The organism is Streptomyces sp. NPDC058231 (assembly GCF_042882275.1).
GTDB lineage: Bacteria > Actinomycetota > Actinomycetes > Streptomycetales > Streptomycetaceae > Streptomyces.
This window is the reverse complement of record NZ_JBHVWN010000016.1, coordinates 1-12,584: the sequence shown is the minus strand read 5'-3', so window position 1 is coordinate 12,584 and position 12,584 is coordinate 1. Positions and strand designations below refer to the sequence as shown.

Sequence of the window (12,584 nt, the reverse complement as noted above, 5' to 3'; positions counted from 1 at the left end):
GTCACGTGGGACCGGCTCCCGCGTCCTGGACGCCGTATCCAAGGGCCTCGTCCGGTCTCCACGCACACTCCACCCAGAGCAGCTTCCCGCCGTGCCCCGGCATCCCGCCGCGCAACGGGTACGCGCCCCAGCTGTCCGCCCAGAGGGTGACGAGATGCAGCCCCCGCCCGCACTCGGCAAGCGACGCAGGAGCCATACCGCTGCCCTGGAACGGTGGCGGGATGTCGGGGTTGGTGTCCCAGACGCTGAGCCTGATCCGGTGCCGGCCGGCGTCGCGGAGTCGCAGTGAGTACGGCCCCGAGGAGTGCCGGTAAGCGTTGGTGACGAGTTCACTCGCCAACAACTCAGCGGTGTCGATCAGATCGCCCATCCCGTGCACCCGGAGTACGGAGCGGAGGGTGGCTCGGGCGATACCCGGAGCGCGGGGATCCTGTGGGAGTTGAAGGGTGTAGGCCCAGGGCGGCGTTACGGTGGCCAGAACCACGGAAGTCTCCGATCACGGAGGGAAGTTGGATCGTGCGTTACTCGTTGCCCGGTGACGAGGCCGCTCCGTCGAGCGGGGTACTTCCGGGCGTGTGGCCGAGCCCTAACGTAACCATTTCCAGCTAACGCGTTAACCGATTCCCGAGAAATCCATAAACTGACACCCGTGTGGGTGACCAGCCGCTCAAGGAGGCGAACACACCTGTGAGAGCAACCCCGACGGGTCGTCAACTCCGACTGGGTACAGAGCTGCGCAAGCTCCGCGAACGCGCAGGCCTCACCGCCACCCAGGCCGGTCAGCTGCTCGGCGTGAAGCAGAACCAGATCAGCAACATGGAGGCGGGCCGCGTGGGCGTGAGCCCGGAGCGGGTCCACACTCTGGCCTGTCATTACGACTGCTCGGACAGGGATCTCGTCGCATCACTGAGCGACATGACGGGCGACCGCACACGCGGCTGGTGGGAGGAGTACCGGGAAATCCTGCCCACACCGCTGCTCGACCTGGCCGAGGTCGAACACCACGCGCATCAGCTCCGTACCGCCGTTACCGTCCATATCCCAGGCCTCCTGCAGACAGCGGAATACGCACGCGAAGTCTTCCGCCAGGATGTGCCGGAGCTGCCTCCGCCCGACATCGAGCACCGCATCTCGTTCCGCATCAAGCGTCAGGCAGTCCTGTTCCGGAAATCACCGACGCCGCACCACGCAGTCATCCACGAGGCAGCACTACGCATGCAGTTCGGCGGCGCGGAAGTGACCCGTCAGCAACTCGGACACCTGCTGGACATGAGTGATCGTGAGCACGTCACCATCCGGGTGATCCCGTTCTCCGCGGGAACCTACGCCGGATCCGGACAGTCGATCTACTACTTCCTCGGGCCGGTACCCCAGCTCGACACCGTCAATCTCGACCAGTCGCACGGCCCCGTCTTCCTCGACGCCGCAGCCCAGTTGGAGAAGTACCGCGTGCTCCTCGGCCGAATGGAATCGACCGCACTCAGTCGCGACAAGTCCCGAGACTTCATCCACAACGTCGCCCGCAGCCTGTGAAGGAGCCCGAGATGGCCGACCCCGTCTGGCAGAAGTCCTCCTACTGCGCCCAGGGAAACTCCTGCGTACACGTAGCCGCCCAGGACTCCACGGTCCACGTCACCGAGAGCAGCGACCCCAGCGGAGCGATACTCCGCACCACCCCCGCTGCCTGGGCCGCCCTCCTCCGTACCGTCAAGGTCGGCACCGGCCGTGGCTGACCGCCATGTACCCGAAGATCTGACCTGGGTCCGTGCCGTCCCCGAGGGTGAAGACGGGCCCGGCCCCTGGATCGAGATCTCCTTCGGCCCCGGCGAGCTCGTCCGGCTCCGCGAGACCAGCGACCCGGCCACCGTCGTCACGACCACCCGGACGAAGTGGGATGCCTTCACCAAGGGCGTCATGGCCGGCGAGTTCGACCACTTCGCGGAGCTCGGCGACGAAGGCCCGCGCGAATGAGCGGGAGACCGGTGCGTTCGGCCGGCCGTGGAGAGCTCCGCTCTCCGCGATGGGTGCCGTAGTTCTCGTACGCCCCCCTGCTTGCCCTCGGCTCGTCCACGCCGGAACCGGGGCCGGCCGGACCGACCCTGCGAAAGCCGCCGTCGACCTGCCCGTAAACCTTCTCCGGCCGATGCCGGAACAGTCGCCACGGGCCGCGACGTACCGGTCCTGCGGGGCCCGGTCCCGCCGGAACCGGAACCCGGCGCGCTTGGAGTCCCCGGCCTGAATTGGTTCCTGACCAGGCGAAACAGGGAACATTTCCCTCACAGGGCTCCGACCGCAAGGAGTGATTCATGAACCGACTCGCCTACATGATCAACACCCTGAACGACGAACCAGGCCGGATTCTGCGCTGGAACTTCTTCATAGGCGGGCACCTGAGCGCCTCGGTGCCCGTCCGCCTCGTCGAGCGCACGGAAGCGGGCCAGCTGGTGTGGATGGAGACCGGCGCGCCCATGTGGCGTACGGAGCTCCCGAAAGGAGCGCATCTTCGCGACATCGCCCCCGACGAACGCCCCGCGGGCGGATACCCCGTGGTCCCTGGCCGGTGGCCGATGGGCAGCGCACTGTTCTACCAGCCGACCGACGCCGCCCACTCCGTGCTCTGGCTCTTCGGCCGCAGAGGGAAGTTCCGTGGCTGGTACGTGAATCTGGAGCGCCGCTTCCACCACGGCGACGACATCGACATCGCCGACCACGAGCTCGACATCAACGTGGCGCCGGACCGGTCCTGGCAGTGGAAGGACGAGCAGTCCTTCGCCGAGAAGACCGGCCACCCGGTCTACTGGTCGGCCGACGAAGCGGCGGCCATCCGCGCGGAGGGCGCCCGAGTCGCACGGCTCGCCGAGGCCGGAACGTTTCCCTTCGACGGCTCCTGGTGCGACTTCCGGCCGCCGAAGACGTGGACGACACCGCCCCGGCCGACGAGCCCCTGCCGCTCCATCCTCTGACTGCCCCTCAGCCCGCCTGCGCTGATGCGTGTGGTTGCGAGCGCGACGTGAACACCGGCCAGGGTGGCGCAATGCCGATCATTGCCCGTGGTTACACCTCGTGATACACAGAGTAACCATACGTATTCGGTCATACGCCGATTCGATCCGCAGGTCAGGGCGGTCGGGCCGGTCAAACGTGCGAGATGCCATGAAAGAGAGCCGCCAAGAAGTCGTGCTCGGGCGGTTTCATCAGCGAAGATGGAGAGCGACCCATGCCGTGTGGCAGGGGCAGTGAACTACCCAACAGGGGCGGTGACTTACATGGTCCTGGCAGCTGACACTGATAAGGGCGGTATCAGCACCATCATCAACGGCATCGCGCCCAAGTGGGGGCCGTTCGGAGCCCTGGGCGACGAAGCCAAGGTGATGATCGAGGTCGTCATGGCCGTCGCCATCCTGCTCTGTTTCGGCATCGCCATCTGGGGAGCGGCCAAGCAGCGCATCGGCGCGACGGCGCTGCGCGACACGTTCAGCGCAGAGCAGGGCAAGGGCCTGATCGTCGCGGGTCTGACCGGTGTCTTCATCATCGGATCCCTCGGGACCCTGTTCACCATCGTCTACGGGATGGCGATCTAACCGCCCGTCAGCCGGTCCGGAGCCCCGTCCCCGCCTCCGGCCCGCCCTCCCACACCATCCGTCCGTCGTGCCCACCGGCAGAGGTTGCGTCTCCCTGATGTCGAGTCACCACACCGCGCCCGCGCGGGAACCAGCACGGCTACCGTCGTACTACGCGGATACGCACACGGTTGAGGGGGCCCACGCGGCATGAGTCACGGCGACGATCACGGCTACGGCAGCGATTCGGGCTCGGGCCGTACAGACGATGGATACAGCACCCTCGGCGGTACGCGCCAGACCCGTACCAGATTCCCCGACGGATCGGGTGGCGACGGCTACGGCGGCAGCCGCCGCCCGGCCCGTAGCTCCCGGTCGCTGGTCATGGTCGTCGGTGTGGTCGTCCTGCTCGTCGCGGCTATCGCGTTCGCGAACATGGGCGGGGGCGGCGGCGACGGCGGCTCCTCCGACAGCAGTGGGGGCGGCAGCAAGGCGGAGGCCGGGGCAGCGCCGACTGCGGCGACCGGCACGAAGCCGGTGACGGGGAAGAACGGGACGATCGCGTCGGGGTTCGCGCACGACCAGCAGGGGGCGCAGAGCGCGGCGGCGAACTACTCGGTGGCTCTTGACTCCGTCGACATGTTCGACGCAAGTCGTCGCCGCCAAATCGTGAACGCCGTCTACGCACCCAACGTCGCAGCGGCCCGCCAGGGCAACCTGGACAAGGTGTACTCCGGCGAAGCATTCCTCGCCAGTATCGGCCTCAACCCTGACGGCACTGCACCGAGTGGCTTGACGTTCATCTCGCGCTCCAACCCCGTCGGCACCAAGGTCGTGAAGTTCAGCGGCACAACCGCGAGCGTCTCCGTTTGGTACTCGGCCCTTTTCGGACTGGCTGGTGAAGGCTCCAAGAACCCGGTGTCCGAGAGTTGGTTCACCAACACCTTCGAGTTGACGTGGATCAATAGCGACTGGAAGGTCACCGACTTCACGCAGAAGGACGGCCCCGTACCTGTTGGCCGTGACCAGGCTGCCTCCCCCGCCGAGGAGATGGCCGACGCCGTGAAACAGTTCGGAGGCTTCACGTATGCCCGGTAAACGATCTCGCCGTGCCCTCGCTCTGGCAGCTACCGCGTCGAGCCTGCAAGTCGCCATCGTCCTGCTGGCGAGCCGCGCGTTCGCAGCGCCTTCGCCAAGCCCCTCGCCAAGCAAGAGCAACAACGCCTGTGACCTCATTCGCGGCCCGGCCAGGAGCTACTGCGAAAACGGCGACGCCGGCGCCCCCAAGACCTCCCCCGACGACGTCGCCAACGCCCTGGACCCCCTGTCCTCCCTCGCCCGTGGCTGCGCCGACGCCGCCGCCTGGATCGTCGGCAAGCTCAGCGACGCGGTCAAAGGCACCGCGAACGTCGATTTCACCAACCCCAAGTTCCTCCAGCAGTACGCGGTCGTCTTCGCCGCCTCCACCGTGCTCACGCTCGTCCTCTGGCTCCTCGCCGTGGCCAAGCGCGCCATCCGCGGTGTTCCGGTCGCCACCGCGATCTCCGAGGCCGTCGGCTTCCTCTGGCTGACCGTCCTCGCCTCCGCGTTCACCCCGCTCATCCTGTACACGGTCGTCTCGGCCACCGATGGGGTCACCGACGTCATCGCGTCCGCCTCCGGCGGGCAGACCGACGTCTTCTTCGGTTCCTTCGCCAAGGCGCTCGACAAGGGCTCCGACATCGGCGGCGGGCCGATCATGCTGATCGTCGTCTCGCTCGTGTCGATCCTCGCCGCGGGCGTGCTCTGGCTGGAGCTCGTGATCCGGGCCGCCCTGCTCTACGTCGGCGCGCTCCTCGGAGTCGTGGTCTACTCCGGGCTGGTCGACAAGAACATGTGGGGCCATGTCCGCCGCTGGGCGGGCATCATGATCGCCGTGATCATGGTGAAACCTGTCATCGTCATCGTGCTCGGGCTGGCCGGCGCGCTCTCGTCCGACGGGGGACCCAACGCGTTCTCCGCCGTGGTCTCCGGTCTGGCCATCATCCTGCTCGCCATCTTCGCCTCGGCGATGATCTACCGCTTCGTACCCGGCTTCGGCGACGAGATCCAGGGTGCCCGCACCAACCGTAAGCAGGCCACCGACGGCGCCCAGGCCGCCGCGCTGATCAGTTCCCCCGCCGCCCTCGTCTCCCAGGGCATCAAGACCCACAGCAGCCGCAGCGGCGGCGACGGCGGGCAGGGCGGCGGCAACAGCGGCGGCAGGCCCGCCAACCCGGTCAGCGGCGGAGTGGCCGCGCACAGCTCCCGCAACTCCGGTGGGAGCGGCGTCGGCGGCGGATCTGTCCCCTCCGCCGCACCTCCGCCCCGCAGCGGATCGGGTCCCACCTCCGGCACCCCGCACAGCAGCCGCTCCACCCGAGGCAGCGGTACAGGCAATTCAGGTAACAACAGCACAGGAGGTGGAGGGCGTTGACGACCCAGTCCCATCCGGTCACGCCCCGCCGTACGTATCTCATCGGCCGGGCCCGGCCGAACGCGATCGTCGGCAAGAACCGCGAGACCGGCGAGATCGCACTGATCATCGTCGGCGCGTTCCTCGGCATGATGAGCGGACTGATCGTCCCCGTCCTGTCCCTGCGGATCGTGCTGCTCACGGGCTTCCCGCTGTTGGCGCTGGCGATCGTGTACGTCCCGTACAAGCACCGCACCTTCTACAAGTGGTTCGAGATCAACCGCAGCTTCAAGCGGTCCGTGCGCCGCGGCGCCGCCTACCGGTCGACCGCCATGGAGGCGGGCGTGCGCGGGGACGGGCATGAGGTCGAGGTCGGACCGCCGCCCGGCATCGGCCGGATCAACTGGCTCGCCGCGCCCTTCGGCCCGGACGAGATCGCCGTACTGCTGCACGCCGACCGCCGCACGGTGACCGCGGCCATCGAGATCGAGGGCCCCGGCGTCGGGCTGCGCGACAGCGAGGACCAGGAGGCGCTGGTCGACCGGTTCGGCACGCTCCTCAAGCATGTGGCCAACGGCGACGGGTTCGTGACCCGCATCCAGATGCTGGCCCGCACTCTGCCCGCCGACCCCGACGCCCACGCCAAGGACGTCGCCCAGCGCGGCGACAAGGCGGCCCCGGGCTGGCTGCAGGACTCGTACGACCAGCTCCAGTCGATGGTCTCCACCTCCAGCGAACAGCACCGCGCCTACCTCGTCGCATGCATGCACTTCAACCGGGAGCTGGCCGCCGAGGCCAACGCCATGGCGCGCGCCGCCCGCCCCCAGGCCGGCCGCAAGCTCGACCGGGACGCCGGACTCGCCGTCGTCATGGCCCGTGAACTCACCGACATCTGCGCCCGTCTCGCCGAGGCCGACATCCGGGTGCGCCAGCCGCTCGGCCAGAGCCGGCTCGCCTCCCTCGTCCACTCGATGTACGACCCCGACCACCCCATCGACCACATCCAGGCGATGACGAAGCGCAACGCCTGGCCCGCCGAACTCGACGCGGTCGAGCCGACCTTCCTCCAGGCCAAGACCCGCGAGTCGTCGACGCGCGCCCCCTGGTGCCACGCCACGGCCTGGGTGAAGGAATGGCCGATGACGCCCGTCGGCGTCAACTTCCTTGCCCCGCTGCTCGTCCACACCCCGGACGTCATCCGCACGGTCGCGGTCTGCATGGACCTCGAACCCACCGAGGTCGCCATCGAGCGCATGCTCACGGAGAAGACCAACGACGAGGCGGAGGCGAGCCGTCAGGCCAAGATGAACCGGACCGTCGACCCGCGTGACATCGCCGCCCACGGCAGGCTGGACCAGCGGGGTGAAGATCTTGCGAGCGGCGCGGCCGGAGTGAACCTCGTGGGGTACATCACCGTGTCGTCGCGTTCACCCGAGTCCCTAGCCCGTGACAAGCGGACGATCCGGGCCTCGGCCGGCAAGTCGTATCTGAAACTGGAATGGTGCGACCGCGAACACCACCGCGCCTTCGTGAACACCCTGCCGTTCGCCACCGGCATCCGTCGCTAACCGAGAGGGCAGTCACGCCATGCGAGATCCGCTGTCCGCGTTGTCGGATGCCTTCACCTCCTTCCTCTTCGGGAAGGTGGAGACGACCAGACTGCCCGTACGCACCTCGACCGGACAGGCGCAGGCCGTCTACCTGCCCACCGCGGCACCCGGCCTCGGCGACTCCGGCGTGATCATCGGCCGCGAGGTGTACTCCGGCAAGGGCTACATCTACGACCCCTTCCAGCTGTACGGGCAGCAGCTCCCCGCCCCGCACTGGCTGGTGCTCGGCGAGTCCGGCAACGGCAAGTCCGCGCTGGAGAAGACGTACGTGCTCCGCCAGCTCCGGTTCCGTGACCGCCAGGTCGTCGTCCTCGACGCCCAGGGCGAGGACGGTGTCGGCGAATGGAACCTCATCGCCCAGGAGCTCGGCCTCACGCCGATCCGCCTCGACCCGACCTCCGCGATGAACGGCGGCATCCGGCTCAACCCGCTGGACCCCTCGATCACCACGACCGGCCAGCTCGCCCTGCTCCGTACCATCATCGAAGTCGCCATGGGGCACGGCCTGGACGAACGTTCCGGCTTCGCACTCAAGGTCGCGCACGCCTACGTCAACCTGACGATCACCGACCGGCAGCCGGTACTGATCGACATCGTCGAGCAACTGCGGCACCCGGAACCCGAGTCCGCCGAGGCGATGAACGTCGACATAGACGACGTACGGGCCTGGGGACTCGACGTCGCCCTCGTCCTGGACCGGCTCGTCGACGGTGACCTGCGCGGCATGTTCGACGGCCCGACCTCGGCCGGCATCGACCTGGACGCGCCGCTGATCGTCTTCGACCTGTCGCACATCGACCGGAACTCGATCGCGATGCCGATCCTGATGGCGATCGTCGGCGTCTGGCTGGAACACACCTGGATCAGGCCCGACCGGAAGAAACGCATCTTCCTGGTGGAAGAGGCCTGGCACATCATCAACTCGCCCTTCGTCGCCCAGCTCTTCCAGCGGCTGCTGAAGTTCGGCCGACGGCTGGGGCTGTCCTTCGTCGCCGTCGTCCACCACCTCAGCGACGTGGTCGACGGCGCCGCGGCACGCGAGGCCGCGGCGATCCTCAAGATGGCGTCCACCCGGACGATCTACGCGCAGAAGGCCGACGAGGCCAGAGCGACCGGCCGGGTGCTGGGCCTGCCCAGGTGGGCGGTGGAGATCATTCCGACACTGACCCCCGGCATCGCGGTATGGGACGTCAACGGAAACGTCCAGGTCGTCAAACACCTGATCACCGAGGCGGAACGACCCCTGGTCTTCACCGACCGCGCCATGACCGAGTCGTCAGCCGTCGATCTCCTGCCGGAGGACGTACGGGCCGCGGAGCTGGAGACCGAGCAGCGCGCGGCACGCATCGAGCACCAGCAACGACTGAACGAGTCGTCCGAGTCAACGGTGGCATGACATGGCAGGGCGCACAGAGCAGCAGGCCGGGCCGGGCACCGGCGGCATCCCGGACGGTCTGCTGATCGGTCTCCTGAGCTTCCTGCTCGGGCTGACCGTCCTGGCCTGGACGGCCACCGGGCTGTCCGCGCTGTTCGCACACGGCGCCTGGCCGAAGAACGTCACCTTCGTCGAGACCCCGCTCGCCATGCGCCGGCTGGCCGCGGCCCCGCACGACATCCCGGCCGCCTGGCCCCGCACACCGGCGGACGAGCTCTCCGGATACGGGCTGTTCTGGGGCCTGTTCATCGGCGAGCTCATGGTCCTCATGGTTCTGACGGTGTTCGTGATGGGCGTGGTGACGCGCTGGCGTGCGGTACGGGCACAGCAGCGGGAGCAACGCGCCGAAGAGCGGTACGCGCGACACACCGGACACCCGGCACACGCGGAGCCGGCACGAACGGACGCCGGCGTTGCCGCGCCGGCCCCCGCCACCGTGGCCATGGCCGTCCCGGCACCGGCGCCCGCGCCCGCGCCCGCCGAATACGTCGACCTGGCCGAGACCCTTCCTTCTCCTTCTCCGGCCGCGACCACGCTTCCCTCGCCGCGCACGCCCCTCGTCGTCTACGGACCGGCCGCCAGCCGCCGCCCCAGGGCCGTCCAGGCGATCCGGGAGGCCGACGGTCCCGCTCTCGTCATCAGCTCCGACCCCACCGTCTGGGCCGAGACGAAGGACGCCCGCGCCAAACTCGGCCCGGTCCTCGTCTACGACCCCGGCCACCTCTGCGACACCCCGGCCCGCCTCCACTGGTCCCCCACCGCCGGCTGCGAACAGACCGATACGGCCGCCGCCCGCGCCGCGGCGCTCCTCGCCCCGGTACGGCCGCAGGCCCGTATCGACGCGATGACGGCCGAGACCGCGGAGACCCTGCTCCAGTGCTGGCTGCACGCTGCGGCCATAGACGGCCGCCCGTTCCGCCAGGTCCACCGCTGGGCCCTCGGCGGCAACGCCCACGAACCCGTGCGCCTGCTCCGTACCCATCCCAAGGCGGCCTCCGGACTCGCCGGGCTGCTGGAGTCCGCCCTGACCGGCCACCCCGAACGCCGGGAGATGGCCCAGGAGCTGACGGTCCGGGCGTTCGCCGCACTCTCCTCGGTGCACATCCGGGACGCCTGCACTCCGAACCGATCCGATTCACTGGCACTGGCATCTTTTGCCGACGAGGGGGGCACCCTTTATGTGGTCGGTGAACCCATCGAGGATCCTCGCTCCGCCCCCGGTGCGATGCCGCTGCTCACCGCCCTCGCCTCAGACGTGGTCGAGCACGGCCGCCGCATGGCCGCACGGTCAACCGACGGTCGGCTCGACCCACCAATGACCCTCGTCCTCGACGACGTCGCGGCCGTGGCACCGCTGCCCCAGCTCCCGGAGCTGCTCTCGAACGGCCAGGAGCACGGACTGCCGACGCTGGTCCTGCTCCGCTCCGAGGAACAGGCCCGCGCCCGCTGGTCGTCCCCCCTCTGAGCCCCCTCGTCCGTCGGCGACGGCCTGCCTCACTGCTCCGACAGCATCGGAACCCAGTGCGCTGTCACCTGATGCAGACGCTGCCGGTGATCCTCGATCCAGTCGTCCGGAGGGACGAGCGGCACGCGCACGATGACCATGGACCCCTCGTCCTCGACGACCACCTCCGGGCAGTCGCGCTCGCCGCTGAGCTGGACGGAGAAGGACGGCCCCCGGTCCCACTCCATCCAGGCGGCGTTCTCGCCGGCGTCGAGCCTGTTCAGCGCATCGCCCCAGCTCTTCAGCTTCGAGACCGACAGCACCAGGTCGATACGGCCGGACACGAAGGGCGTCCCGACGACGATCTCGGCAGCCAGTCCGGCCGCCCATCCGGGCTGGCGTCCCAGGACGTTGACAGCGACGCTGTTCCCTTCGTCATCGGCAAGGAAGACCAGCTCCCCCGGTGCGACATCGGCCATGGGTGTCCTTCCACCGGCGCGTACAGAGGGACCATCTCCCGGCCGGGGAGGAGCGCCCATCAGCTGGTCGGGGCCGTGGGCATCACGGCGGGCCGGACGATCTCGTACTCCAGCTCCAGAGCATTCGGGTCGTCCGGCACGGAGAGGGTCTCCCCGGTCGGCGTGAACCCGAACCGGCGGTAGAAGGCAGCGGCTCGCGGGTTGTTCTCGTGCACATAGAGACGCACGCGCCGGATCCGCGGCTCGCCCAGCGACCACGCCCAGTCGACCCCGGCCTGGAACAGCTGCTCGGCAAGCCCGGCTCCACGTGCCTCGGGCCGTACGAAGACGCCGACCACATGGGCCTGGTCGACCTTGGCGGGCTCACCGAAGCGCAGATCCCCGTCCGGTCGCTCGACGAGCACACTGATCGTGCCGGCCCAGCTCCCGTCGGGCGCCTCGGCGACGAACTGACGCTTCTCCCCGTCGCTGTCCTCCGCCCCGCCGGCCGCCCGCCCCTGCCAGAAGCTGTCGGGCTGGGCCATCCCCTGCTCATACGTCTCCAGGAAAGCCACGGGTGCCACAGGGTCCTGCAGAGCGGCGAGCCGGATGTCCTTGACCAGCGGCCATTCCTCGGCACGTACGGGGCGAATCACATAGTCCATGCACCCGATCCTGTCCTGCGCTCCGTTCGCAAGCAATCCAATTCGTATGCCCGTGCGGTGCACAGGCTCGTACTGTGTACTCCCGTGACAGACACGAAAGGCCTGCTCGCGGCCTACGACGAGCAGATGCGCGGTGTATCGCCCCGCCCGCCGGCAGGGGTCGTCCATGAACAGGACGGTCCCCTCGTCCGCACCGTCGGCCAGTTCCGCGGCTTCATCAGCGCCCCACGTGACGTGGGCGTGCGAGGTGCCGAGCTCGACGAACTGATCGCGCGTCAGCGTGACCACTTCGCCGCCCGGGGAGAGTCGGTCGAATGGAAGACGCGGGGCCACGACCTCCCCGCCGACCTCCCCGAACGTCTGTGCGCAGCGGGCTTCGTTCCGGAGGACGAGGAGACCATCCTCATCGGTCTCACCGAGGACGTGGCGTCACCGCCCGTACTCCCGGACGGCGTTGCGCTCCGCCGGGTCACCCAACCCGCGGACATGCACCGCATCGCTGCGATGGAATCGGCGATCTGGGGCGAGGACCTGAGCATGATCGGCGACGACTTGGCGGGCCGGGTCACGGTTGCCCCCGACGACATCGTCGTCCTGGTCGCCGAAGCAGGCGACGAACTCGTCTCCGCGGCCTGGCTGGTCTTCAAGGAAGGCACCGAATTCGCCGGTCTGTGGGGTGGTTCCACGCTCCCCGACTGGCGAGGACGCGGCATCTACCGTGCGCTGGTCTCCGCCCGTGCCGAAATCGCGGCGGCGCGCGGAGTCAGCTATCTGCAAGTGGACGCATCCGACGACAGCGCACCTATCCTGCGCCGTCTCGGCTTTCACGCAGTGACCACGACGACCCCGTACATCTGGTCACCATCGCACTGAACAACTCCCCTGAACGCAGAAAAGCCCCGCACCAGAGGTGCGGGGCTTTCCCGGAATAATTGTTCGGCGGCGTCCTACTCTCCCACAGGGTCCCCCCTGCAGTAC

Annotated in this window: 14 protein-coding genes; 11 read left to right on the top strand and 3 right to left on the bottom strand. The window is 68.6% G+C overall.

Annotation, left to right across the window (positions count from 1 at the left end; translation table 11 throughout):
* Position 1 precedes the first annotated feature (1 nt).
* Positions 2–484 (bottom strand): ATP-binding protein, encoded by a 483-nt coding sequence (locus ACFVXE_RS14115; protein WP_389671397.1) that lies wholly within the window; start codon positions 482–484, stop codon positions 2–4.
* A 203-nt stretch (positions 485–687) separates the two neighbouring features.
* Here ACFVXE_RS14115 and ACFVXE_RS14110 point away from each other — a divergent pair, with 203 nt between their 5' ends.
* The 10 genes from ACFVXE_RS14110 (at position 688) to ACFVXE_RS14065 (ending at position 10,504) form a co-directional block, all read left to right on the top strand.
* Positions 688–1,533: a helix-turn-helix domain-containing protein gene (locus ACFVXE_RS14110; RefSeq protein ID WP_389671396.1), complete on the top strand. Its 846-nt coding sequence runs from the start codon at positions 688–690 to the stop codon at positions 1,531–1,533.
* Between the two features lie 11 nt (positions 1,534–1,544).
* On the top strand, positions 1,545–1,733 hold the full coding sequence (locus ACFVXE_RS14105; protein ID WP_389671395.1) for a DUF397 domain-containing protein: 189 nt from the start codon (positions 1,545–1,547) through the stop codon (positions 1,731–1,733).
* Positions 1,726–1,971 carry a DUF397 domain-containing protein gene (locus ACFVXE_RS14100; RefSeq protein WP_389671394.1) on the top strand — a complete coding sequence of 82 codons (246 nt, stop codon included), beginning with the start codon at positions 1,726–1,728 and terminating at the stop codon, positions 1,969–1,971. Before ACFVXE_RS14105 ends, ACFVXE_RS14100 begins: the two co-directional genes overlap by 8 nt.
* 335 nt (positions 1,972–2,306) lie before the next feature.
* The gene (locus ACFVXE_RS14095) at positions 2,307–2,963 is read left to right on the top strand and encodes a DUF402 domain-containing protein (RefSeq protein ID WP_389671393.1); all 657 of its coding nucleotides are present in this window, start codon (positions 2,307–2,309) and stop codon (positions 2,961–2,963) included.
* A 303-nt stretch (positions 2,964–3,266) separates the two neighbouring features.
* Positions 3,267–3,581 (top strand): hypothetical protein, encoded by a 315-nt coding sequence (locus ACFVXE_RS14090; RefSeq protein WP_030924923.1) that lies wholly within the window; start codon positions 3,267–3,269, stop codon positions 3,579–3,581.
* 189 nt (positions 3,582–3,770) lie between these two features.
* The gene (locus ACFVXE_RS14085) at positions 3,771–4,658 is read left to right on the top strand and encodes a hypothetical protein (RefSeq protein ID WP_389671392.1); all 888 of its coding nucleotides are present in this window, start codon (positions 3,771–3,773) and stop codon (positions 4,656–4,658) included.
* Positions 4,648–6,015, top strand: coding sequence for a hypothetical protein (locus tag ACFVXE_RS14080; RefSeq protein ID WP_389671391.1), 1,368 nt, complete (start codon positions 4,648–4,650; stop codon positions 6,013–6,015). Before ACFVXE_RS14085 ends, ACFVXE_RS14080 begins: the two co-directional genes overlap by 11 nt.
* Positions 6,012–7,562, top strand: a complete 1,551-nt coding sequence (locus ACFVXE_RS14075; protein WP_389671390.1) for an SCO6880 family protein — start codon at positions 6,012–6,014, stop codon at positions 7,560–7,562. Before ACFVXE_RS14080 ends, ACFVXE_RS14075 begins: the two co-directional genes overlap by 4 nt.
* Before the next feature lie 19 nt (positions 7,563–7,581).
* Positions 7,582–9,000, top strand: coding sequence for an ATP-binding protein (locus tag ACFVXE_RS14070; protein ID WP_389671389.1), 1,419 nt, complete (start codon positions 7,582–7,584; stop codon positions 8,998–9,000).
* A gap of 1 nt (position 9,001) precedes the next feature.
* Positions 9,002–10,504 (top strand): type IV secretory system conjugative DNA transfer family protein, encoded by a 1,503-nt coding sequence (locus ACFVXE_RS14065; RefSeq protein WP_389671388.1) that lies wholly within the window; start codon positions 9,002–9,004, stop codon positions 10,502–10,504.
* 29 nt (positions 10,505–10,533) lie between these two features.
* Here ACFVXE_RS14065 and ACFVXE_RS14060 read toward each other — a convergent pair whose 3' ends face one another.
* Together ACFVXE_RS14060 and ACFVXE_RS14055 are read right to left on the bottom strand one after the other, a co-directional pair.
* The gene (locus tag ACFVXE_RS14060) at positions 10,534–10,962 is read right to left on the bottom strand and encodes a DUF5959 family protein (protein ID WP_389671387.1); all 429 of its coding nucleotides are present in this window, start codon (positions 10,960–10,962) and stop codon (positions 10,534–10,536) included.
* Positions 10,963–11,021: 59 nt separating this feature from the next.
* Positions 11,022–11,606 carry a GNAT family N-acetyltransferase gene (locus ACFVXE_RS14055; RefSeq protein WP_389671386.1) on the bottom strand — a complete coding sequence of 195 codons (585 nt, stop codon included), beginning with the start codon at positions 11,604–11,606 and terminating at the stop codon, positions 11,022–11,024.
* Between the two features lie 84 nt (positions 11,607–11,690).
* Here ACFVXE_RS14055 and ACFVXE_RS14050 point away from each other — a divergent pair, with 84 nt between their 5' ends.
* Positions 11,691–12,479 (top strand): GNAT family N-acetyltransferase, encoded by a 789-nt coding sequence (locus tag ACFVXE_RS14050; protein WP_389671385.1) that lies wholly within the window; start codon positions 11,691–11,693, stop codon positions 12,477–12,479.
* The last annotated feature ends 105 nt before the right edge of the window (positions 12,480–12,584 follow it).

What these genes read in the sequence shown, in the direction of transcription:
- ACFVXE_RS14065 (WP_389671388.1), top strand. Translation starts at nt 9,002, where the DNA reads ATGGCAGGGCGCACAGAGCAGCAGGCCGGGCCGGGCACCGGCGGCATC.
- ACFVXE_RS14055 (WP_389671386.1), bottom strand. Translation starts at nt 11,606, where the DNA reads ATGGACTATGTGATTCGCCCCGTACGTGCCGAGGAATGGCCGCTGGTC.
- ACFVXE_RS14095 (WP_389671393.1), top strand. Translation starts at nt 2,307, where the DNA reads ATGAACCGACTCGCCTACATGATCAACACCCTGAACGACGAACCAGGC.
- ACFVXE_RS14105 (WP_389671395.1), top strand. Translation starts at nt 1,545, where the DNA reads ATGGCCGACCCCGTCTGGCAGAAGTCCTCCTACTGCGCCCAGGGAAAC.
- ACFVXE_RS14070 (WP_389671389.1), top strand. Translation starts at nt 7,582, where the DNA reads ATGCGAGATCCGCTGTCCGCGTTGTCGGATGCCTTCACCTCCTTCCTC.
- ACFVXE_RS14080 (WP_389671391.1), top strand. Translation starts at nt 4,648, where the DNA reads ATGCCCGGTAAACGATCTCGCCGTGCCCTCGCTCTGGCAGCTACCGCG.
- ACFVXE_RS14085 (WP_389671392.1), top strand. Translation starts at nt 3,771, where the DNA reads ATGAGTCACGGCGACGATCACGGCTACGGCAGCGATTCGGGCTCGGGC.
- ACFVXE_RS14060 (WP_389671387.1), bottom strand. Translation starts at nt 10,962, where the DNA reads ATGGCCGATGTCGCACCGGGGGAGCTGGTCTTCCTTGCCGATGACGAA.
- ACFVXE_RS14090 (WP_030924923.1), top strand. Translation starts at nt 3,267, where the DNA reads ATGGTCCTGGCAGCTGACACTGATAAGGGCGGTATCAGCACCATCATC.